This window comes from uncultured Haliea sp. (genome assembly GCF_963973825.1).
Taxonomy (GTDB): Bacteria; Pseudomonadota; Gammaproteobacteria; order Pseudomonadales; family Halieaceae; genus Haliea.
Window position 1 is genome coordinate 42,120 of the sequence record NZ_CAXBAE010000003.1, and the last position, 21,848, is coordinate 63,967.

The 21,848-nt window shown below is 64.4% G+C and carries 23 protein-coding genes; 6 read left to right on the plus strand and 17 right to left on the minus strand.

All coding sequences use genetic code 11. The features are described from left to right. Positions 1-3 precede the first annotated feature (3 nt). From glpQ to AACZ17_RS04925, 4 genes are all read left to right on the plus strand, one after another. The gene (gene glpQ / locus AACZ17_RS04910) at positions 4-1,050 is read left to right on the plus strand and encodes a glycerophosphodiester phosphodiesterase (protein ID WP_290740378.1); all 1,047 of its coding nucleotides are present in this window, start codon (positions 4-6) and stop codon (positions 1,048-1,050) included. Beyond that, on the plus strand, positions 1,047-2,495 hold the full coding sequence (pyk, locus tag AACZ17_RS04915) for a pyruvate kinase (RefSeq protein ID WP_290740381.1): 1,449 nt from the start codon (positions 1,047-1,049) through the stop codon (positions 2,493-2,495). The genes glpQ and pyk overlap by 4 nt, the downstream gene beginning before the upstream one ends. Next, positions 2,492-3,466, plus strand: a complete 975-nt coding sequence (locus AACZ17_RS04920) for a glucokinase (RefSeq protein ID WP_290740384.1) — start codon at positions 2,492-2,494, stop codon at positions 3,464-3,466. The genes pyk and AACZ17_RS04920 overlap by 4 nt, the downstream gene beginning before the upstream one ends. A gap of 210 nt (positions 3,467-3,676) precedes the next feature. Next, positions 3,677-3,883: a cold-shock protein gene (locus AACZ17_RS04925; protein ID WP_290740386.1), complete on the plus strand. Its 207-nt coding sequence runs from the start codon at positions 3,677-3,679 to the stop codon at positions 3,881-3,883. A gap of 68 nt (positions 3,884-3,951) precedes the next feature. On the opposite strand, the gene AACZ17_RS04930 is transcribed toward AACZ17_RS04925, so the two are convergent. The 10 genes from AACZ17_RS04930 to lgt form a co-directional block, all read right to left on the minus strand. After that, complete coding sequence (locus AACZ17_RS04930; protein WP_290740389.1) at positions 3,952-5,289, minus strand: tetratricopeptide repeat protein; 1,338 nt, start codon at positions 5,287-5,289, stop codon at positions 3,952-3,954. 5 nt (positions 5,290-5,294) lie between these two features. After that, positions 5,295-5,900: an energy transducer TonB gene (locus AACZ17_RS04935; protein WP_290740391.1), complete on the minus strand. Its 606-nt coding sequence runs from the start codon at positions 5,898-5,900 to the stop codon at positions 5,295-5,297. 5 nt (positions 5,901-5,905) lie between these two features. Next, positions 5,906-6,322: a biopolymer transporter ExbD gene (locus AACZ17_RS04940; protein WP_290740393.1), complete on the minus strand. Its 417-nt coding sequence runs from the start codon at positions 6,320-6,322 to the stop codon at positions 5,906-5,908. Positions 6,323-6,327: 5 nt separating this feature from the next. Continuing rightward, positions 6,328-6,732 (minus strand): biopolymer transporter ExbD, encoded by a 405-nt coding sequence (locus AACZ17_RS04945; protein ID WP_290740396.1) that lies wholly within the window; start codon positions 6,730-6,732, stop codon positions 6,328-6,330. Between the two features lie 25 nt (positions 6,733-6,757). Further along, the gene (locus AACZ17_RS04950) at positions 6,758-7,279 is read right to left on the minus strand and encodes a MotA/TolQ/ExbB proton channel family protein (RefSeq protein WP_290740398.1); all 522 of its coding nucleotides are present in this window, start codon (positions 7,277-7,279) and stop codon (positions 6,758-6,760) included. 14 nt (positions 7,280-7,293) lie between these two features. After that, on the minus strand, positions 7,294-8,685 hold the full coding sequence (locus tag AACZ17_RS04955) for a MotA/TolQ/ExbB proton channel family protein (RefSeq protein WP_290740401.1): 1,392 nt from the start codon (positions 8,683-8,685) through the stop codon (positions 7,294-7,296). Continuing rightward, entirely contained in the window at positions 8,685-9,470 is a 786-nt protein-coding gene (locus tag AACZ17_RS04960) for a DUF3450 domain-containing protein (RefSeq protein WP_290740404.1), read from the minus strand. The genes AACZ17_RS04955 and AACZ17_RS04960 overlap by 1 nt, the downstream gene beginning before the upstream one ends. A 249-nt stretch (positions 9,471-9,719) precedes the next feature. Continuing rightward, positions 9,720-10,226 carry a dihydrofolate reductase gene (locus AACZ17_RS04965; RefSeq protein WP_290741469.1) on the minus strand — a complete coding sequence of 169 codons (507 nt, stop codon included), beginning with the start codon at positions 10,224-10,226 and terminating at the stop codon, positions 9,720-9,722. 23 nt (positions 10,227-10,249) lie between these two features. Then, positions 10,250-11,083, minus strand: coding sequence for a thymidylate synthase (locus AACZ17_RS04970; RefSeq protein ID WP_290740407.1), 834 nt, complete (start codon positions 11,081-11,083; stop codon positions 10,250-10,252). Continuing rightward, a complete protein-coding gene (gene lgt / locus AACZ17_RS04975; protein WP_290740410.1) occupies positions 11,080-11,892 on the minus strand; it encodes a prolipoprotein diacylglyceryl transferase in 813 nt (270 codons plus the stop codon). The genes AACZ17_RS04970 and lgt overlap by 4 nt, the downstream gene beginning before the upstream one ends. 154 nt (positions 11,893-12,046) lie before the next feature. On the opposite strand from lgt, the gene AACZ17_RS04980 reads away from it, so the two are divergent. Next, the gene (locus AACZ17_RS04980; protein ID WP_290740413.1) at positions 12,047-12,853 is read left to right on the plus strand and encodes an NRDE family protein; all 807 of its coding nucleotides are present in this window, start codon (positions 12,047-12,049) and stop codon (positions 12,851-12,853) included. Here the strand turns inward: AACZ17_RS04980 and ptsP are convergent. Both ptsP and AACZ17_RS04990 read right to left on the minus strand, forming a co-directional pair. Continuing rightward, the gene (ptsP, locus tag AACZ17_RS04985) at positions 12,831-15,101 is read right to left on the minus strand and encodes a phosphoenolpyruvate--protein phosphotransferase (RefSeq protein ID WP_290741471.1); all 2,271 of its coding nucleotides are present in this window, start codon (positions 15,099-15,101) and stop codon (positions 12,831-12,833) included. The genes AACZ17_RS04980 and ptsP overlap by 23 nt on opposite strands. 11 nt (positions 15,102-15,112) lie before the next feature. Further along, positions 15,113-15,607, minus strand: coding sequence for an RNA pyrophosphohydrolase (locus AACZ17_RS04990; protein ID WP_290740415.1), 495 nt, complete (start codon positions 15,605-15,607; stop codon positions 15,113-15,115). 110 nt (positions 15,608-15,717) lie between these two features. Here AACZ17_RS04990 and AACZ17_RS04995 point away from each other — a divergent pair, with 110 nt between their 5' ends. After that, positions 15,718-16,374, plus strand: a complete 657-nt coding sequence (locus AACZ17_RS04995) for an HAD family hydrolase (RefSeq protein ID WP_290740418.1) — start codon at positions 15,718-15,720, stop codon at positions 16,372-16,374. Here AACZ17_RS04995 and AACZ17_RS05000 read toward each other — a convergent pair. The 5 genes from AACZ17_RS05000 to pepP form a co-directional block, all read right to left on the minus strand. Continuing rightward, complete coding sequence (locus AACZ17_RS05000) at positions 16,355-17,554, minus strand: class I SAM-dependent rRNA methyltransferase (RefSeq protein ID WP_290740421.1); 1,200 nt, start codon at positions 17,552-17,554, stop codon at positions 16,355-16,357. The two genes, AACZ17_RS04995 and AACZ17_RS05000, sit on opposite strands and share 20 nt — an antisense overlap. Next, positions 17,551-17,940, minus strand: a complete 390-nt coding sequence (gcvH, locus tag AACZ17_RS05005) for a glycine cleavage system protein GcvH (RefSeq protein WP_290740425.1) — start codon at positions 17,938-17,940, stop codon at positions 17,551-17,553. Before gcvH ends, AACZ17_RS05000 begins: the two co-directional genes overlap by 4 nt. A 111-nt stretch (positions 17,941-18,051) precedes the next feature. Further along, entirely contained in the window at positions 18,052-19,287 is a 1,236-nt protein-coding gene (locus AACZ17_RS05010; RefSeq protein ID WP_290740428.1) for a UbiH/UbiF/VisC/COQ6 family ubiquinone biosynthesis hydroxylase, read from the minus strand. Continuing rightward, positions 19,280-20,521: a 2-octaprenyl-6-methoxyphenyl hydroxylase gene (gene ubiH / locus AACZ17_RS05015; RefSeq protein ID WP_290740430.1), complete on the minus strand. Its 1,242-nt coding sequence runs from the start codon at positions 20,519-20,521 to the stop codon at positions 19,280-19,282. The genes AACZ17_RS05010 and ubiH overlap by 8 nt, the downstream gene beginning before the upstream one ends. Further along, complete coding sequence (pepP, locus tag AACZ17_RS05020; RefSeq protein WP_290740433.1) at positions 20,518-21,840, minus strand: Xaa-Pro aminopeptidase; 1,323 nt, start codon at positions 21,838-21,840, stop codon at positions 20,518-20,520. Before pepP ends, ubiH begins: the two co-directional genes overlap by 4 nt. Between the last annotated feature and the right edge of the window lie 8 nt (positions 21,841-21,848).

Genomic DNA, 21,848 nt, shown 5'->3' on the forward strand with positions numbered 1-21,848 from the left:
GGGATGAGACGCCGACACAGGCTTCGTCATCTCGCCCTGATCAGCGCTATCCTGCTACCATGGGCGGCTATGACAGCCGCCGCTTCCCTTCCCATCGTGATCGCCCACCGCGGCGCCAGCGGCTATCTGCCGGAACATACCCTCCCGGCCAAGGCCATGGCCCACGCCATGGATGCCGATTTCATCGAACAGGATGTCGTGCTGACCCGCGACGGCGTTCCCGTGGTGCTGCACGACATCCACCTGGACGCTACCACCGACGTCGCGACGCGCTTTCCCGACCGGGCGCGGGCTGACGGGCGCTACTACGCGATTGATTTCAGCCTGGAGGAGATTCGCAGCCTGCGCGCGCAGGAACGGCTGGGCAGCGACGGGCAAGCGGTCTATCCGGGTCGCTTCCCGGCGCACACAGGGAATTTCCGGGTGCCGACCCTGGCCGAGGAAATCGACCTTATCAGCGGCCTCGACCACAGTCGCCAGCGCCGCACCGGGCTCTACATTGAGCTGAAGGGCCCCCGCTTTCATCGCAACGAGGGCCAGGATATCGCCCTGCGGGTACTCGAGGTGCTGCGGGAGAAGGGCTACGACCAACGCACCGGGCAGGTGTTTCTGCAGTGCTTTGACGATGCCACGTTGCGCTACCTGCGCCACGACTTGCAAACGCCCCTGCCCCTGATCCAGCTTATTGCTGACCCGGGCTGGGGTGAGGACAGCGCAGTCGACTATGCCTTTCTGCAAACTGCCGCCGGGCTCGACGAGGTCGCCCGCTATGCAGACGGCATCGGTCCGTGGCTGGAGCAGATCTACCTGGGCCGCGATGCCAGCGGCGAGGCGGTGCTCAGCGATCTGGTCGCGCTGGCCCATGCCCGCGGCCTGCAGGTTCACCCCTACACCTTCCGCTCCGATGCCCTGCCCGAGGGCATCGAGAGCTTTACCGCCCTGCTCGACCTGTTCCTCAATCAGGTGGGCGTGGACGGGCTGTTCACCGACTTCCCCGATCTCGCCCGGGAATTCTTGCAGGATCGCCGCCAATACAGGACCCAACAGTGACACCCAGAGTGAATCGCCGCACCAAGATCGTCGCCACTATCGGCCCCGCCAGCGAGTCGGAAGACATGATCGCCCGCCTGATCCATGCCGGCGTAAACGTTTTCCGCCTGAATTTCAGCCACGGCTCGGCAACGCAACACGCGCGGGTGGCAGAGCGCATTCGCAAGCAGGCCGCGCTGGCCGGGCGCTATGTCGGCATTCTCGCCGACCTGCAGGGCCCCAAGATTCGCATCAGCAGCTTCCGTGACGGCTCGGTCAAACTGGAAAACGGCGATCGCTTCCGGCTCGACCTCACCGTGGGTGAGGGCGAGGGCGATGCCAGCTGCGTGGGGCTCGACTACCGGGAACTGACCCGCAGCGTATTCCATGGCGACACCCTGTTGCTGGACGACGGCCGCCTGCGGCTGCGCGTAGATGAAGTGCTCGACAGCGCCGTGGAGTGCACCGTGCTGGTGGGTGGCACGCTGGGCTCGCGCAAGGGCATCAACCGCCTTGGCGGTGGCCTGGCTGCGCCGGCACTGACGCCCAAGGATATCGCGGATATCGACAGCCTCGCCGAGGTCCGTCCGGATTTCGTCGCCGTGTCGTTTGTTTCCAGCGCCCAGGATATTTTCCAGACCCGCGAATTACTGCTCGCCCACCAGCTCACCTCCGCCATTATCGCCAAGATAGAGCGCGCCGAAGTGGTGTACGACGATGCCACACTCAATGGCATCATCGATGCGTCCTTCGGCATCATGGTGGCCCGCGGCGATCTGGGCGTGGAGGTTGGCGATGCAGAGCTTATCGGCCTGCAGAAAACGCTGATCTCCCGGGCGCGCAAGATGGACCGGGTGGTGATCACAGCTACCCAGATGATGGAATCCATGATCAACAGCGCGATGCCCACACGCGCTGAGGTGTTCGACGTGGCCAATGCCGTTCTGGACGGCACGGACGCGGTGATGCTTTCGGCGGAGACCGCGGTGGGCAGCTACCCGGTCGAAGTGGTCACCGCCATGGCCGAAGCGGCACTGGGCGCCGAGCGCCACCCGGTGGCGCGCACCTCGCGCTACCGCCTGGACAAGCAGTTCGCCAGCGCCCAGGAAGCCATCGCCATGTCCGCAATCTATGCGGCAAATCACTACAGCGCGGTGCGCGGCATTGCCTGCCTCACAGAGTCGGGGACCACGCCGCTGCAGATGTCGCGCCTGTCATCCGGCCTGCCGATTTTTGCCCTCAGCCACCGCAGCGAAACCCTGCAGCGCCTCTGCCTCTGCCGCGGCGTTGTCCCGCTGTTCTTCGATGCCAGCGTCTTCGACCCGGAGACCATCGAGGCCAGTGCGATCGAGTTTCTCTGTGACGAAGGCCAGTTGCACAAGGATGACGCCGTGCTCCTGACCAAGGGCTCTGTGATGGGCAGACCGGGGTCGACCAATATCATGAAGATACTGTCGGTGCCGTGAGCGGGGAGACGGCGGGGTTGCGGCTGGTTGCCGATGTGGGGGGCACCAACACCCGGGTCGCCCTGTTCAACCCGGCCGACGGGAGCCTGCACGCCCTGCGCGACTACCGGAACGCGGACCACAGCGATTTCGCTACCGTACTGGATACCTGGTTTCAGGACGTTCGCCCGGCCTCACCGGACCAGGCCTGTATCGCGGTAGCGGCGCCGCCAAACGGCGATACCGCGCGGATGAGCAATATCAACTGGGTATTGCAGGGCCCGCAGCTGGCGCGGCAGTTCGGTATCGGCAGGCTGCGACTGATCAACGACTTCCAGGCCAACGCCTTCGCCCTGCCACAACTGCGGCGAGAGGACTGCTACACCCTGCAGCAGGGCGCTACAGCCACTCCCCGCCGCCTCGCCGTGCTGGGCCCGGGTACCGGTCTGGGCGGCGCTGTTCTGGACTTGCACACATCCGGGCCCCGCGTCACTCCCTGCGAGCCCGGGCAGATGGATATCGCCCCACGTGACGCACTGCAGACAGCCCTGTGGGCGGTGCTGATGCAGCAGCACCCGCGCATCTACGCTGAGTTGCTGCTGTCCGGTGCAGGGCTGCAGCGGCTGTACCATGCGCTGGGGGTGGTCGAGGGCAGAGCCACGCACAACCTTGAGGCCGCCGGCATTGCCGCCGCAGGACTGGCGGGGAGCGACCCCCTGTGTGTGGCGGCGCTGGAGCAGTTCTGCGCGCTGCTGGGGGCCACCTGTGCCAACTTCCTGCTGGCGAACGGCTGTTACGAAACCCTGTATCTGGCGGGTGGCATATTACCCCGCATGCTGGCCTTCCTGCGGGGGAGCCCCTTCCTCGCCCGCTTTCACGACGCCGGGCCCCTGCAGGCGACCCTGCAGCGCACCGCACTTTTCGTCATCACCCACCGCTATCCCGGGCTGCTGGGTGCGGGGTATGCACCGCTTGCCGAAGCGGGCGGCTAACCGCTGCAAACACGTAATATTGCCCAAAATATTTCGCCGGCGGCGGATACCAGCTTGAAAAGCCGGTGCTAAACTCTTGGAAGCTGAGAAATCAGTGGTATTTATGCGCGTGGTCGAAGTTCCCTTAAGTTCCTCGGTACGTTGAACATAAATAGTGACTAACCCCTGGAGCCCCGAACCGGGCTTTCCCATGTTATACAGGTAACACATATGTCTACAGAAACCGGCACCGTTAAGTGGTTCAACGAGACCAAGGGATTCGGCTTCATCGAGCGCGAAAACGGCCCCGACGTATTCGTACACTTCAGCGCAATCAAGGGCGATGGCTTCAAAACCCTCGCAGATGGCCAGAAGGTACAATTCACCGTCACCAACGGTCAGAAAGGCCCACAGGCAGAGAACGTTACACCGATCTAAGCCAGGGTTTTACAGACCAAAAAAAAGGAGCGCCTGGCGCTCCTTTTTTTATGGGGCGGATCGTCGCCCTAGCCTTCCTGCAGCTGACGCTGCCGATCCAGTTCGGAATCCATGTACTGGATCCACTGCGCGGCATACTTCGCTGAGCGCTCATCGCGTCCGGCGGCCTTGAACGCCTCACGCGCCTTTTCGTACTGCTTGTCGTTGAAGTAGGCCATCCCCAAAACCAGACGCGCCGTATCGGGCCGCTTGACGCCACCGCGGGCGAGGCCCTTGTTGATCGCATCAATGGCCTTCTTGAACTCGTCGCCATCCAGGTAGATGTTGCCGAGGCGGGCGTACAGCTCACCGTCCTCGGAACGCGCTGCCGCTTCCGCCATCGCCGGAATGGCCTTGTCGATTTCCTGGGCCTGGCGGTAGGCGTTACCGAGGATTTCGTAGTTGCGGGAGGTCGCCTCTATCGACTTGTTGCCCAGCCCCTTATCGATCACCTTGGCCGCCTTGTAGGGCACCTCGGCATTCAGGTACAGATAGGCCATGGTGACCTGCTCGGAGCCCTTGTCGAGCATGTTCTGGACGTAGGCTGCCTCCATGGCGGCGAGCTGCTCGCTGTCACGCTTCTGCTCGCCATACATATGGGACAGCTGCACCCAGTACTGCTTGTCGGGATAGTGTGTCAGCAGTTCTTCCAACACCCGCACGGCGTTGGTGACGTCGTTCTTGTCGAAGTACAGGAAACGCGCCAGGTTATACCACTGCTCCTTCGGTATCTTGCCCTTCTCCTTGTACATGCTGATGGCTTTCTCAACATTGTTCAGGGATTTCGGGTAGTCGTTGAGCTGGTAGTAGCCCTGGGCCAGCAGGACGTAGGCGTCCTCCGGCGGGTTGTCGGTCATCGCGAACCACGCAAGCAGGGCGTTCACGCCCTGCTGCCACTGTTCCTGCACGAAGTACAGCTGGGCGATGGTATACCGGGTGTTGATTTCCATCGCCAGCGGAATGTCAGGCTGGCGCACGACATTCTCATAGGCCTGCAGGGCCTTGTTGTAGTCTTCACGGGAATAGTGAATGAAGGCGTACAGGTTGTAGACGTTCGCCAACTCGTAGCTGTTCAGCTCATTCTTGCCGCCGGCGCCGAGCATCTCGTCCAGCACGCGGGCGGCAGCGCCGAGATCCTGTGCCTCAGCTGCGGCCTGGGCCTCGGAAAGCTTTTCATAAACCGCGTTGCGCAGCGCCGGGGTTCGGCGTGTCTCACGCTGGTCGCCGCCCCCTTCCTGGGCAACGGCTGCTGCCAGGGGAGCAAGGCCAAAATCAACCGCGGCCCGATCCAGCAGGACCGGGGTTGCGGCGAGGGGTAACGCCAGCATCGCAGAGCGCAGCCAGCGTGTGGGATCGTACAGTTTCATAACGCTCACTGTTCCAGCTCGTAGGTGAATTTGTTTTGGACGCCGGCGACCTCAATCGGTTCGCCATCGACCACCCGCGGCTTGTACTTGAACTTTTCCGCTGCCTTCACCGAGGCTGACTCGAACACCCCTGATGGCTGGCAATCCACCGGCCGGGGATCGCGAATGGAACCATTGCGGGTCACCGTGTACTCCACGATGCAGTAGCCGCTGATACCGCGGGTCTGGGCGCGACGCGGATAAACCGGTGCGACCTTCACGATCGGCAGGTATTCGCCATCACCACTGGACATGCCGCTGGAGCTGATGGATACGTCCACACTGGCGCGTGGTGCGGTGTTCACCACATTCATGTCCATGTCCATATCGATATCCGGCGTATCGAGTTCCGGTGGCGGCTCCTCGGGATCCTCCACCTTCTCCGGCTTCTTCTGCGCCACATTCACTTCGATTTCAGTTTCGGGAACGACAATATCCGCAATCTTGCGGTTCTCGATCTCTTCCTGCTGGTATTCCCGGCTGATCAGGCTCTGCATGACGAAAAACAGGCCGATCGCTACAGGGATCGCTACCAGTGCACCCACCAGTACCCTAACAAAGCTGCTGCCCATTTCGTTTACACCTCGTCGTCCGTTGAAATACAGGGCGGAGCCGTGAGCAGCGGACGAAGCTCGTCAACCAGCTGTTCAACCGCAAAGGCGGGCGTATCGCGATCCACCTGTACCACAATGTTCGCCTGAGGTGCCTCTTTCTTCGCACCCTCTGCCAGGCGTGCCGCGCGGTCCAGGGACACGCGGTTCTTGTCGTAGTAGATTTCCCCTCGGTCATCGACCGCGAAGATAATCGTACCTCGCTCACAGGCTTCCGTTGTTGTTGCCTGCGGCTTGAACAGCTCCACGCCCGGCTCCTTCACGAAGGAGGACGTCACGATGAAGAAGATGAGCATAATGAACACGACGTCCAACATGGGCGTCAGGTCGATATTGCCCTCGTCCGCCGCGGCCTTTCTGGCTGCGTTATCTCGAATGCTCATGGATCCTATTTCCCTTCGCTGGCCCAGTTGACCGCGCCAGCACCGGCTTCACGTGCAGCGTCCGCCACGTCCACGACCGCTCCGGCCTTGGCACCTTTTTCGACCTTGATTGTGACCGCTTGTTCCGGGTCATTGGCGAGCAGGCGCTGGATATTCGCCCGCACCGCCCGGGCGTCAACCCGCCGGTTTTCCATCCAGATCTGGTTGTCGCTGCGAATGTTCACCAGAATACTGGTGGCATCGCTGGGATCCGACTTCGCGCTGTCCGGCCGGCTAACTTCAATGCCGGCTTCCTTGATAAACGAAGCGACAACGATGAAGAAGATCAGCATGATGAACACGACGTCCAGCATGGGCGTCAGGTCGATTTCTGCCCCTTCCTCTTCCTGCTGTTTTGCAAGTCTGCGCATCTGATTGTTACCTGTCAGCGCCCGATCAGTGATCGGACGTCAAGTTATCCTGTAGGAATTCCTGCTCCCGCGTAGCCACGCGGTTCAGATAGGTGTTCGCGAACAGCCCCGAGAGTGCGGCCACCATGCCTGCCATGGTGGGGATGGTGGATCGCTCCACCCCGCCCGCCATGGACTTGGCATCGCCACCACCGGTCACGGCCATCACGTTGAACACCTCGATCATGCCGGTTACCGTGCCCAGCAGACCCAGCAGCGGGCACAGGGCGACCATGGTGGTGATCACCGGGAGGTTGGCGTTGATGGCCTCGCGACTCTGGGACAACAGCCGGGCGCGTATCTGCTTGGCGTTCCACGACTTGCGCTCGCTGCGACCCTCCCAGGCGTTGATGATACCGAGGGCCTCCTTGCGCCAGGCGAACGTGAAGTACCACAGCCGCTCGAAAATCAGCGTCCACATCACGAACACCAGGATGGCGATGAGCCAGAGCACATCCCCACCCTTGTCCATAAAGGCGAGAATGCCCTCAAAAATTCCTCCCGACATGGTCGAACCTCTGCTTATTTGCCGCTGGATTCAGAGTGCTCGGCAACAATCCCGGTCGCCTGCTCGTTCAACACGTGGATGATGCGCTGGGCGCGGCCATTCACGATGGTGTGCAGCAGTACGGTGGGGATAGCAACCAACAGACCCAGTACGGTGGTGACCAGCGCGGAAGAGATACCGCCTGCCATCGCCTTGGGGTCGCCCGCGCCGAAGATGGTGATCGCCTGGAAGGTGATGATCATACCCGTTACCGTACCGAGCAGACCCATCAGCGGTGCGACCGCGGCGATGATCTTCAGCAGGGTAAGGCCGGACTCCAGCTTCGGCGTTTCACGCATAACACCCTCGGACATCTTGAGCTCGAGCGTTTCCGCATCCATGCCCGGGTTGTCCTCGTGGATTTTCAGCACGCGACCCAGCGGGTTGTTGGTGTTGGCGGTTTTGTTCTTCAGCTGGCTGCTCACCTTGGCGCCGACCGCAGACAGCACGATCAGGCGGAAGATGGCGAGAATGAAGGCGAATACACCCACTGCGGTGATCGCGTAACCCACATAGCCACCCTGGTGCCAGCGCTCTTCCAGCGTCGGGCTGTCGATGATAGCCGCGAGGAACGAGCCGCCGGTGGGACCGGTGGGGTCGATACCGAACTGGTGGATTCCGCTGTCTGCGTTAGCCAGCTCTTTCGCCCAGGCGTTGTAGCGACCGGCCGGCTGACGCGGCAGCACGCTCAGGTTGCCGTTGTTGAAGGCCAGGTAGTTGCCATCGGTGTCGATCACGTTGAATGCACCAATCCGCACCACTTCGCGGTCTGCGCGCTCACCGGTCGCCGTAGCCACTTCGGTGTTGAAGCGCACCACGTTGCCGGTTTCAGTGATTTCGCGCAGCATCTCGTACCACACGCGCTCGATTTCCTCGATGCGCGGCAGCTTGTCGGAGCCGCTCATCTTGGCAATCAGTTCTTTCAGGAACACTTCACGATCCGGGTACTGCGAGGATACCAGCGACACCTCAATGTTGGAGGACAGGTCGCCCGCTGCCGCAGTCAGGTGACCGAAGAGCTCGGTCAGGGAGCCCAAACGCTCACGCAGCTGCTCCTGCTTGGCGGCGACCAGCAGTTCGTTTTCCTCGAACTTGGCTTCCAGCGTGCTGGACAGCTGCTCCTGACGCGTGCGCTCTGCTTTCGCGTCCTGCAGGGCCTTGGCCTGGTTGGCCTTGTCAGCGGCGAAGCGACGCTCGCGCTCGGCATTTTCACGGGCTTCCTGTGCCTGGCCCTGTTTGACCAGACCCAGCAGCTCCTGGAGGCTGGCGGCGTCGCGCGCAGGCGCATCCTGAGCCATGGCAACGCCGGATACGGCCAGCGCTCCGCCCAGCACCAGGGCGGAAAAAATCGTGTTAAGCGCTTTCATTATTGAGCCTCCGGTGCAGCAACGGGCATGTTAAGAAGTTCGATGGTCGCCTGACGCTTGGCAATGCGGACGCCTTTGCGGATGGCGTTGGCATAGTCGCCGGAGTCCAGCGGCTCCCAGCTCCGGGTTTCGTTGTTCCAGACACCGCTCTCGGTACCGTCGGTCGTCTGGTAAACCAGCGCGAGACGCCCAATGCGCAGGAAGTCTACGTCGCGGGTGGTGCCATTGATGTCGATGGCGGCGCTGTAGCTGTCGAAGCCGCGGCCATACTGCAGCTCGATGTTGTAGGCTTCCAGCACCTGGCGGAATTTCTCGGCAACCGTCAGGTCCGAGCGGTCCACGTTGCTGCGCAGGAAGGCGATGCGCTCACGGCGCTCCTCGAGGTTGAACGGAACGTCCAGCTCGATGAACTGCTCGAGCCCGTCGATCATGCGAATGACCAGCGGGGTCATCTGGCGCTGAATCACCGTGACTTCGTTGATCGACTCCTCGATGTCCGCAATGCGGGCCATCTGGTTGTCGATCTGGCGCTGCAGCCGTGCGTTGTAGACCTTGAGGCCGTCTACCTGCTTCATGACTGACTTGTAGTCGGACAGGAGGTCGCGCGTCTCATCGGCCAGGCGGTCGATTTTCTGCTGCGACTTGCGCGCCGCCTCGTTGCGGGCTTCCCCCACCTCCAGAACGGAGTCGAGGGTATTGGCTTGCACTGCCGCTACGCCACCCGCGAGGGCGCCGGTCGCAACAAGCGCAGCGATCAATACGTTCTTCAATCGATGCATAGTCATGGGAATTGTGCTTCCTATTTCCGACAAGAGTGATTCAGTGCTGAGATAGCATGGTTCGTTACTATTCAGGTTGCTGTTACGTTTATAGTGAATAATTAACTAACGGTAAACCGAGGCGGAGACTTTAAACCCAATACCCCGGTATTTTCAATCAATCAACAGCGCGCCCGCAGGCATTTTTCGCAAACGTGTAGATCGGTGACAGTCCTGGCGATGCAAAACGCCTAAAGTAACACTTGTTCGAGTCTACTAACTGTCAGTAGGTGCGCTACGGCGCTCAAAACAGACGAATGCGTAGGCGTATTGATTATCTTCCGACGCGGGAAGCTCTTCGCGCTGCATTTCCTGCCAGTCAGCCCGGTCGACGGGAGGAAACCAGGTATCACCCTCCACGTCCGCGTGGACTTCCGTAACATAAAGCCGCTGGGCCAGCGGCAGCGCCGCGGCATAAATCATCGCTCCGCCGATCACCACCAGCTCATCCACGCCCGCCGCGCGCGCCAGCTCACGCGCCAGATCGAGGGCGGCCGGAACCGAATCGGTCACTGTCACACCCTCGGCCTGCCAGCCGGGCGTGCCCGTGACGACAATATTCGGCCGGCCGGGCAAGGGCCGGCCAATGGATTCGAAGGTCTTGCGGCCCATGACCACCGGCTTCCCGAGCGTCGTGCGGCGGAAATGCCGGAGATCCTCGGGCAGGTGCCAGGGCAGGGCATTTTCGCGACCTATCACGCCGTTGGCGGCCACCGCCACCATCAGTGCCACCCGCACGGCCACCGCTAGACCGCCACCGGTGCCGGAATATGCGGGTGCGGGTCGTAGCCCACCAGGCGGAAATCCTCAAAGCAATAGTCGTAAATAGTCGCTGGCCGGCGCAGGATCTCCAGCTGCGGCAGTGCACGCGGCTCGCGCGCCAGCTGCTCGCGAACCTGCTGCAGGTGATTGCTGTACAGGTGCGAATCCCCGGTGGCGATAATGATCTCCCCGGGCACCAGGTCACACTGCTGCGCCAGCATCATGGTCAGCAGGGCGAGGCTGGCCATGTTGTAGGGCAATCCCAGGAAGGAATCGCTGGAGCGGATGTACAGCTGCGCCGACAGACGCCCCTCGGCGACATAGAACTGGTACAGCAGGTGGCAGGGCGGTAGCGCCATACGCCCGGCGCGGACGTTGTCCTGCGGACTCAGGGTTTCATCGGGCAGGAACTCCACGTTCCAGCCGTGAAACAGAATACGCCGGCTATCCGGGTTGTGGCGCAGGCACTGCAGCACGTAGTCGATCTGGTTGATGGTGCCGCCGTCCCGGGTTGGCCAGGCGGTCCACTGGGCACCGTAGATCGGGCCGAGATCGCCATTCTCCGTTGCCCACTCATCCCAGATGCTGACGCCGTTTTCCTTCAGCCACGCGATATTCGTCTCACCGCGCAGAAACCACAGCAGCTCGTTGACGATGCTCTTCAGGTGCAGCTTCTTGGTCGTCAGCAGCGGAAACCCGTCCGCCAGGTTGTGCCGGAACTGGCGGCCGAACACGGACAAGGTCCCGGTGCCGGTGCGGTCGCCCTTGGCGACCCCGTTGTCGAGAATATCCTGCAGCAGCGCGTGGTACTGCTTCATGCGACTTTCCTCCCACTGCCCGCAGGCGTCTGACGGTGATAGGCCCACCACAACAGGAACAGACCCAGCGCTATCATCGGCAGGCAGAGCAACTGGCCACGGGTCAGCCAGCCAAAAGCCTGGAAACCGATGTGCGCGTCCGGCTGGCGAAAAAACTCCGCCACGAAGCGCAGGCAGCCGTAACCGAGCGCAAACAGTCCGGAGGTTGCCCACGTGGGCCGGGGCCGGGCACTGAACAGCAGCAGGATAACAAACAGCAACACCCCCTCCAGGGCAAACTGATACAGCTGCGAGGGGTGCCGGGCCAGCTGCAGTGGGTCCGCCGGGAACACCATGGCCCAGGGCACGTCCGTCGGGCGACCCCAGAGCTCCTGGCCGATAAAATTGCCGAGGCGACCCAGGGCCAGGCCCATCGGGGTCAGCAGTGCGGCGAGGTCCAGCACCGCACCAAACGCGAGGCCGCGACTGCGGGCGAACCACGCGACGGCGATAATCACCCCGATCATGCCGCCGTGGAAGGACATACCGCCCTGCCAGACCCGCAGCAACCACAGTGGATCCTGCATCAGGCGCTCGCCGCCGTAGAACAGCGCGTAGCCAATCCGCCCACCCAGGACCACTCCCAGGGCGCTGAAGAAAATCAGGTCGTCCACCTGCGCCCGGGACAGGGGCACGTCCGGGCGCGCGCTGCGCCGGACGCCCAGCCACCACGCAAAGGCCAGTCCGGCGAGGTAGGCCAGCCCATACCAGTGCACCTGGATCGGTCCCAGAGAAACGGCAACGGGGTCGATATCAGGGTAAGGCAACATGGCGTGATTCCAGAGTAAAAGGACGCAGCGTGTGACGACGGGTCACCGCTGTCGCTCACCGGGGGAGCTAGCGGGCATTATCCGGCACACGCGCACGATTCACAATTCTGCCCGCGGGTGGCACGATGGACTGCCGGATTAGGGAAGACATGGCATGTGCCTGATTGCTTTTGGCTGGAAAGTTCTCACCGATACACCGCTGGTGCTCGCCGCCAATCGGGACGAATTCTACCGCCGCCCCACCGCCGCTGCCGGGTTCTGGCAGGAGCACCCGGCAATGCTGGCGGGGCGCGATCTGGAGGCAGGGGGCACCTGGATGGGCGTGACGCGAAGCGGGCGCTTTGCCGCGGTGACCAACTTCCGCGACCCCGCGCAAACCGCACGGGCCGCGCGCTCCCGCGGAGAACTCGCCGTCAATTTCCTCACGGGGGAAACCACGCCGGAGGACTATCTGCGCCCTCTGGCCGCGGCCGGGGACGACTATGCGGGGTTCAACCTGCTGGTCGGGACCGTGGAGGAGCTCTGGTATTACAGCAATCGCCTGGGCGACGAACCGGCCAGGCCCCTGCCTCCCGGCATTTACGGCTTGAGCAATGAACGCCTGGATACGCCCTGGCCCAAGCTGCTGCGCGCACGCTCGCGGCTGGCGGCGCTGATTGACGCCGGCACCCTGGACCACGACGCCCTGCAGGCCGCCGTCGCAGACCGCAGCCTCGCGCCCGAGCACGCCCTGCATCCGTCGGAGCACGGGGCGCGCATGGACCGCAGGCTGTCCGCGCAATTCATCGTCACCCCCGACTACGGTACCCGGGCCACCACAACGCTGTCGATGCAGCGTGCGGGCAATGGCGCCGAGACCACCATCGCCTGGCGGGAAACCCGGTTTGACCACAGCGGGCAACCGGCCGGGCGCACCGACTACCGCTTCCGCGCTGCGCTCAGCCCAGGGGGGCGTGGATAAACTGTTGCAGGCCGTGCGCAGCCATAAAGTCCTGCAGACGCAGCTGCACCGCCTCGGCGTGCTCCAGCAACATGATTTCTGCCAGCAGTTCGCGCGCCTCGCCGTGCGTCAGGCTGCGCAGGGACTTCTTGACCCGCGGCAAGGCCGTGGCATTCATGGACAGCACCTCATAGCCCATGGCCATCAGCAGCACCGCCGCCAGCGGGTCGCCGGCGAGCTCACCGCAGATGCTCACCGGCTTGCCCTCTGCGACACCGGCATCCGCAACCATACACAGTGCCTGCAGCACAGCCGGGTGGTAGGCGTGGTACAGGCCGGCGACGCGGGCGTTATTGCGGTCGACAGCGAGCAGGTACTGCGTCAGGTCGTTGCTGCCCACGGAGAGGAAATCCGCGCGTCGCGCCAGCGCCCGCGCCTGGTACACGGCGGAGGGCACCTCCACCATCACTCCGATGGGCGGCAGGGCCACCTCGGTACCTTCCTGCACGATCTCCCGGTGACCGCGATGGATCAGCGCCAGGGCTTCCTCGAATTCCGCGATATTGCTGATCATGGGCAACATGATGCGCAGGTTGCCGTAGCCGGCATTGGCCTTGAGCATGGCGCGCACCTGCGCCAGAAAAATCTCCGGGTGGTCCAGCGTGACCCGGATGCCACGCCACCCCAGAAAGGGGTTGTCCTCGGCGATCGGGAAGTACGGCAGCGCCTTGTCACCGCCGATGTCCAGGGTGCGCATGGTGACCGGACGCGGGGCAAAGGCGGCAAGCTGCTCCCGGTAGATCTGCCGCTGCTCTTCCTCACTGGGGAAACGGTCCCGCAGCAGGAACGGCACTTCGGTGCGGTACAGGCCGACGCCCTCCGCGCCCTGCTCCAGTGAACGCGTCACATCGGCCATCAGCCCGGTGTTCACCCACAGCGGCAGGCGGTGACCGTCCAGAGTCTCGCAGGGCAGGTCGCGCAGGGACTCGAGATCGCGGGAGACGGCGCGGTCCTGGTCCACCACCTCCTGAAACCGCGCCCGCACCTCCGGCAGCGGGTTCAGGTGTACGATGCCGTTGTAGCCATCGACCACCAGCTCCCGGTCCTGCAGGCGGGTGTAGGGCAGGTCGACAGCGCCCATCACCGTGGGCACACCCATGGCCCGGGCGAGAATGGCGACATGCGAATTGCCTGAGCCGCGCACCGAAATCAGCCCGGCCAGCTGCTCCCGCGGCACCTCGCCGAGGGAGGATGCGGTCAGCTCTTCACCCACCAGGATCGTCTGTGGCGGGTACACCACCTGCTCAGAGCGGGCGGCGTCCTGCAAGTAAGCAAGCACTCGCGTACCCAAATCCTTCACATCCACCGCGCGCTCGCGCAGGTAACTGTGCTCCATGCGCTCGAAATGGCGGATATGCCGAATCATCACTTCGCTCAGGGCGCCCTGCGCCCATTGCCCGGCCTTGATCAGGCTCGCCACCTCGCCGCCGATGGCCGAGTCGTCGAGGATGCCGAGGTAGACGTCAAACAGAGCGTGATCCTCGGCGCTCATCTCCCCGCGCAGGTTATCAGAGACGCCCTGGATATCGGCGCGCACACTGGCCAGTGCCGCCTTGAACGCGCGCAGCTCCTGGCGCCGGTCGCTGGCGGTCTTGCGCGGTACCGCATACAGGTCGGCCACCGGCGAAACCACCACTGCGGTGCCGATCGCCACACCCGGCGCACCGGGTATGCCGTTGATCCGCGCCGGGGCCGCAGCGCCCCCGAGCAATTCCTCCTGCACCGCACCGGTAACCCGGGCGTGGGCAATGACCGCCGCCAACTGCGCGGACATGGTCACCAGGAAGGCTTCCTCGCTTTCGTCAAAACGGCGCCGTTTGGCCTGCTGAATGATCAACACGCCCAGCACATCGCGCTGGTGAATGATGGGCACACCCAGGAAGGCGTGGAACGGCTCTTCGCCGAGACCTTCCAGCAGCTGGAAGCTGGGGTGGCTCTCTGCGTCCTCGAGGTTGACCGGTTCTTCCCGCTGGGCGACGAGGCCGACCAGGCCCTCACCCGGCGCCAGGCTGGCCTCGCCCACCTGCAGTGGGTTCAAGCCTTCCGTGGCGCGAAAGACGAAACGCCCGCTGGCCTCATCGCGCATGTAGACGCTGCAGACCTCGGTCCCCATGGCATCGCGGACCCGCTTGACGATGATCTGCAACGCATCATTGAGCCCCTCGGCGGCGTTCACCTCCTGCACAATGTTGCGGAGCGTCTCAAGCATCATGGCTGCCATCAGCTGTGCGCATCCGTGAGACGTGCGAGCGGCGGCGCCAGTTCCTTCAGTGCGCGGCGATAGACTTCACGCTTGAACGACACCACCTGGTTCAGGGGGTACCAGTAACTCACCCATTGCCAGTGGTCGAACTCGGGTTTCTGGTTCGCCGTGAGGCACACGGCCTCGTCGGCAGCACGCAGGTGCAGCAAAAACCATTTCTGTTTCTGGCCAATGCACACCGGGTTCTGATCCTTGCGCACAAAGCGCCGCGGCAGGCGGTAGCGCAGCCAGCCCCGGGTGGCTGCGACGACATTGACTGCTTCGGGGCCGAGGCCGACTTCTTCGTGCAACTCGCGGTACAGAGCTTCTTCAGGCGTTTCGCCGGGATTGATACCCCCCTGGGGAAACTGCCAGGCATCGCGGCCGCCAATACGGCGCGCCCACAGAAGCTGGCCCGCGTCATTGGCCAGTATGATCCCGACGTTGGGCCTGAATCCCTCTGAATCGATCACCGGATACCATCCTTATTATGCGACCGACTATTGTTCCATACTTTCCGGTGTCTGAGAAATTTACTCTGCCGGCACAGCACGCTATTCTCGCGCCCTGCCTGGAGCGCGCCATGACACTTGCCATTTTCGACCTCGACAACACCCTCATCAAGGGTGACAGCGACCACCTCTGGGGTCAGTTCGTCTGTGAACAGGGCCTGGTGGACAGCAGCCGGTTCGCCGAGGACAACGAGCGCTTCTACCGCGATTACCAGGCCGGCACGCTGGATATCGAGGCCTACCTGCGCTTCGCGCTGGGTCCGCTACGCGGGCGCTCGCCCGAGGAACTGGCGCCGCTGCACCGGCAATTCATGCGCGAAAAGATCGAACCCATCATGCTGCCCCGCGCACGCGCCCTGATCGCCAACCACCGCGAACAGGGGCACCACCTGCTGGTGATTACCGCGACCAACCATTTCATCACGCGCCCCATCGTGGACGCCCTGGGAATCAGCGATCTACTGGCCTGTGAAGCCGAACTGGTAGAGGGCCGCTACACCGGCGAGCCCACGGGTATTCCGTCCTATCACCAGGGCAAGGTGCTGCGGCTGCAGGCCTGGCTGGAAAGCCGGCAGCTGGACCTCGCTGGCAGCTGGTTCTACAGCGACTCGCACAACGACCTGCCGCTGCTGGAGTGCGTCGATTTCGCGGTCGCCGTGGACCCCGACGCAACCCTCAGGGCCCACGCGATAGCCGCCGGCTGGCCGGTTATATCCCTGCGGGACTGAGCCGCCGGCAGAACACCGATTTCAGGTACTCGGTTTCGGGGATCAGCGGGTGCACGGGATGATCCGGCCCCTGACCACCCTGTTCCAGCACGCGCACGTCACACTCACTGCGCCGCGCAGCACCCTGTATGGCCAGCAGCAGGTCTGCCCGTGACAGGTGCATGGAGCAGGAAGCGGACACCAGCACGCCACCGGGGCCGAGCAGGCCCAGGCCGAGCTCGTTGATCCGCTGGTACGCCTTGATACCTTTCTTGAGATCCCTGCGCCGCTGGATAAACGCCGGCGGATCGACAATCACCAGGTCGAACTGCCGACCCTCGTCGCGCAGGGCCTGCAGCACATCCGCAGCCTGACCCTGGCGCACCGCCACCCTGCTTTCCAGGCCGTTGAGCCGGGCATTCGCCTCCACGCCGGCCAGGGCCGCCGCCGAACTGTCGACACAAAGCACGGCGCTGGCGCCGCAGGCCGCTGCCTGAATCCCCCAGCCGCCTATGTAGCTGTAGACGTCCAGCACCCGCTGACCGGGTGCATAGTCCCGCAGCCGGGCCCGGGCCATGCGGTGATCGTAGAACCAGCCGGTCTTCTGCCCCTGCAACACCGGTGCCGCAAACGCCACACCGTTTTCCTGCAGGGGCAGCACCTCGGGCACCTCGCCGAATACCACCTCCACCCGGTCTGCAAGGCCCTGCTCGCGGCGGCTGCGACTGTCTGCCCGCAGCAGGATGCCGGCGGGCTGCAGCACACTGGCCAGCGCCTCGATGACTGCGGCCTCATGCTGCTCTATGCCTGCATTGTGGAACTGCATGACCAGGTACTCGCCGAAGCGGTCGACCACAAGGCCGGGGATACCGTCACTGTCGCCGTAGATCAGGCGGTAGCACTGCCCGGGCAGCAACGCCTCACGGCTGGCCAGTGCCCGCGCAACCAGGGCGGAGAGCCACTGGCTGGACAGCGCCTGCTCCCGGCCGTGGGCGTAGAGCCGGGCGCATATCAGGGATTGCGGCTCCATGTAGGCAGAGCCGAGCAGGGCGCCGTTGGCCCGGCGCACCTGCACCAGGTCACCCGCGGCAAAGGACTGCAACGGGCTGCGCTGTACATCGACTTCGTTGGAAAATACCCAGAGGTGCCCCGCGGCCAGGCGCCGGTCGGCCCCGGCGCGCAGGAACAGGTCGGTGTTCACTCGTCGGCGCAGTGGTTGGCGTAGTCCTCGGCGCTCAGCAGTTTCTCGAGCTCACTGGTGTCATCGGGCTGCAGGCGGAAAAACCAGCCGTCGTTGTACGGGTCGGAGTTGACCGTTTCGGGCTCGTCTTCCAGTGCCTCGTTCACCGCGATGACTTCACCGCTGATGGGCGCGTAGATATCCGATGCCGCCTTGACCGACTCCACGACGCCGGCCTCATCACCGGCCGCCAGTCGATCACCCACACCGGGCACTTCAACAAACACCACATCGCCCAGAGCCTCCTGTGCGTGGTCGGTGATACCGATCGTTACGGTGCCGTCCTCTTCCAGACGCGCCCATTCATGGCTGCTCGCGTACTTCAATTCACTCGGGGTCATGCTCATGGTGCGTCCTCTCGTACGGTGATCGGCGTCGGCCGACAGGGGAAACGCGCATTCTACCGGGAGACCTCTGAAAAACAATCTGTCCCCGCATCGGGTGCCGCCGACAGTGAGCTACTCGAGGGTGCCTGATTCCGTCAGACCCATGGCCTGGCGCATCAGCTGGTGCTTCAGCGGTCCGGCGCGGTCGACACCGCGCATGCCGGCATTGCGCAGCCAGCGCAGGGGCAGCGCCGGCTGCTCGAACAGGCGTTTGAAGCCCTCCATCGCCGCCATCATCGCCAGGTTCTCGCCCTTGCGCCGACGCTGGTAGCGGCGCAATACCGCAATACTGCCCGGCTGCTCGCCGCGCTCCCGTGCACGCAAGACTTCTTCCGCCAGTGCCGCCACATCCTGCAGACCGAGGTTGATACCCTGTCCCGCCAGCGGGTGAATGGTGTGCGCGGCATCGGCCACCAGGGCGGCGCCGGGCTGCACATAGTCCACCGCGTGGCGCTGGCGCAGGGGGAACGCGAAGCGCCGCGAACAGCCCAGCACCCGGCCGAGACGCCCCTCGAAGGCGCGCTCCAGCGCCGCGCAGAACTCCCCCGCCTGCAACGCCTGGATACCGTCCACACGGGAGGAGTCCAGCGACCAGACAATCGAGCAGTACTGTGCGTCGGGAGCAGATGGCAACGGCAGGAACGCCAGCGGACCGCTGGGCAGGAAGCGCTGCCAGGCGGTGGTCTGGTGCGGTCGTTCGACCTGCACCGTCGCGACCACGGCGTGGTGGCCGTAGCCCCACTCCCGCGTACGGAAGGCGAGCAGATCCCGCAGGCGCGACTGCGCCCCATCCGCGGCCACCACGAGCTCAGGGCGCAACTGCGCCCCCGACGCCAGAGTCAGGACCAGGGCGCCATCGGCGGCACGCTCGCAGCCGGCGAGAGATTCGGGGGCCAGGAGACGGACATCGGGGCAGGCCGCCAACCTGCCCAGCAGCGCGCCCACCAGGGCGCGGTTCTCCACGATGTAACCGAGGGCTGCAGCACCGACATCCGCGCTGTCGAAATCGATGGAGCCGGTGCCCTCGGCGTCCCAGACCGTCATGTGGTCGTAGGCACAGAGCCGGTAATCAGCCACCGCCTGCCATGCCCCGAGCTCGTTGAGCAGGCGACGGGAGCGGGGGCTCAGCGCAACCACGCGAGGATCGAAGCTCTCCAGTGCCAGGGCATCCGGCAATACCGCGCGCTCATCGCCCTGGGCCTCAATCACCACGATCTGCAACCCGCGACCAGAGAGCGCCGCAGCCAGCGCCGAACCGGCGATGCCGGCGCCAACAATGGCCACATCGCAGGACGGCAGCTCAGTCATGCGCGGCCTCCAGCGCCTGCAGGCCGGCGGCCTGCGCCACAAAAGCGCGCTTCAGTGGTGCCACCCAGTCCAGTCCGGACAGGGCCAGGTCGCGGGCCAGGGCCAGCATCGGGTCGTTGTGCATGAACAGCGCCGGCAAGCGGTCGCTGAACTCGATCGTGCGTCGCTGATCGGCCTGCTGCCGTGCACGGTACTGCTGCAGCACAGTCAGATCACCGGGGCTCTGGCCGCGCGCCACAGCCGCCGACAGCACATCACAGAGCGCCCAGATATCGCGCAGGGCCAGGTTGAATCCCTGCCCCGCCACCGGATGCAGGGCGTGGGCGGCGTTGCCCATGACCGCGATACCGGCACGCACCTGCTCGTCGCAATGGCGCAGGGTCAGCGGGTAGGCGTGGCGCGCCCCCACCTGCTGCAGGCGCCCCAGCCGGTAGCCAAACCGCTGCTGCAGGGCGGCGAGAAACACATCCTGGGGACACTCCAGCAGCTGGGCCGCGCGCTCCGGTGGCAGGGTCCAGACCAGCGCGCTGCGGTGCCGGGCACCCGCCGCGGGCAGCAGTGGAAGCAGGGCCAGCGGCCCTTCATCGGTAAAGCGCTCGAAGGCGCACCCGGCGTGGGGCTCCGCGGTCGCAACATTGCAGATCAGGGCATGCTGGCGGTAGGGCTTCTCCCATGCCGCGACCCCCAGGCCTTCCCGCAGGCCCGAATCGGCACCGTCCGCAACCACCAGCAGCGCAGTGGTCAGCGTGGGGGGGGCCTCCCCGTCCAGCGACAGCACCACGCCCTCAGGCGTCGGCCTGGCTGCGGTCACACGCGCCGGGTTCAGCAGCTCCACGCGCTGCTCGCTGCGCAGCGCATGCAACAGGGCCTGCCCCAGCCATGCGTTCTCGACCACATGTCCCAGGGCGCCCCAGCCATAATCCGCCCCGCGCAGAATGCTGCTGCCGAAATGGCCCCGGCTGGAAACATGAATGGTGTCTATCGGGCACAGCCAGCGCTGCAACAGGGGCCACAGCCCCAGAGACCGGTAAATGCGTTCGGAACTGTAGCTCAGCGCCGTGGAGCGCGCGTCAAAGGCGGGGTGATAGTCGGGCGCTGCGGCAGCCGGCGGTGGCAGCGTAAAGCCCTCGACCAGCGTGATGCGCACCTGCTCGGGCAGTTTTCGGGCGAGGGCCAACGCCAGGCTGATGCCCACCATGCCACCGCCGGCAATGACGATATCCCGCGCGCTCATCCCCGCCCCGCCGCCATCAGTTCCTCAATCGCGTCCGGCTCTCGTGGCACCAGCGCGGTGAGCAGCTCGCAGCCGTCCTCCGTGACCACGACATCGTCTTCGATGCGCACACCGATCCCGCGCCAGCGCGGTGCCACGTCGGTGTTGTCCGGCGCAATATAGATACCGGGCTCAACCGTCAGCACCATCCCGGGTTCCAGCTGCCGCCAGGTCCCGGCCACGCGATAATCTCCCACATCGTGCACATCCAGCCCGAGCCAGTGACCCGCCCGGTGCATGTAGAAGGGGCGGTAGGCCCCCGCGGCCACCAGGTCGGCGACGTCGCCGGCGAGCAGCCCCAGGTCGCGCAGGCCGCGGGTAATCACCTCCACCGTGGCCTCGTGCGGCGCGTTCCAGTGGTTGCCGGGGCGCACTGCGGCGATGGCGGCCTGCTGCGCTTCCAGCACGATGTTGTAGATCGCCCGCTGCTGCCGCGAAAAACGGCCGTCCACCGGGAATGTGCGCGTGACATCGGCGGCGTAGCCCTGGTACTCACAGCCCGCGTCGATCAGCACCAGCTCCCCTTTGCGCATCGCGCGCGCATTCTGGGTGTAATGCAGAATGCAGCTGTTCGGCCCGCTACCGACAATGGACGGATAGGCCGGAAAGCGGGCGCCGCCCTGGGCGAACTCATGCAGCAATTCGGCCTCCAGCTGGTATTCGTACACGCCGGGTGCCGCACTGCACATGGCGCGGCGGTGGGCCCTGGCGGTGATCTCCCCCGCCTGGGCCATCAGGCGCAGCTCAGCGGCACTCTTTTTCAGGCGCAGGTCGTGCAGCATGTGGTCGAGGTCGGTGAATTCACCCGGTGGCACCGAGCCGCTGGCCTCCTTGCTGCGGATCAGGTTGACCCAGGCCATGATACGGCGGTCGAAATCCGCGCTGCGCCCCATGGAGTAGTACACGCGCTCGCGGCCCTCAATTAACCCGGGCAGGATGTCATCGATATCGCCAATGGGAAAGGCATCGTCGGCGGCGTAGTCACTGCAGGCGCCCTCAGGGCCCGCGCGATAGCCGTGCCAGAGCTCCAGCGTCGGGTCCCGCTCGCGGCAGAACAACACATATTCACCATGTCCGCGGCCCGGAATCAGCACCAGCACCGCCTCCGGTTCCGGGAACCCGCACAGGTAGTGGAAGTCGCTGTCCTGACGGAAGGGATACTCGGTATCGCGGCTGCGCAACTGCTCGCGTGCGGCGGGTATGATCGCGATACTGTTCGGCTCCATCAGGGCCATCAGCCGCTGGCGCCGCCGGGCGAATTCCTGACGACTGATTTTCACACCGTGAC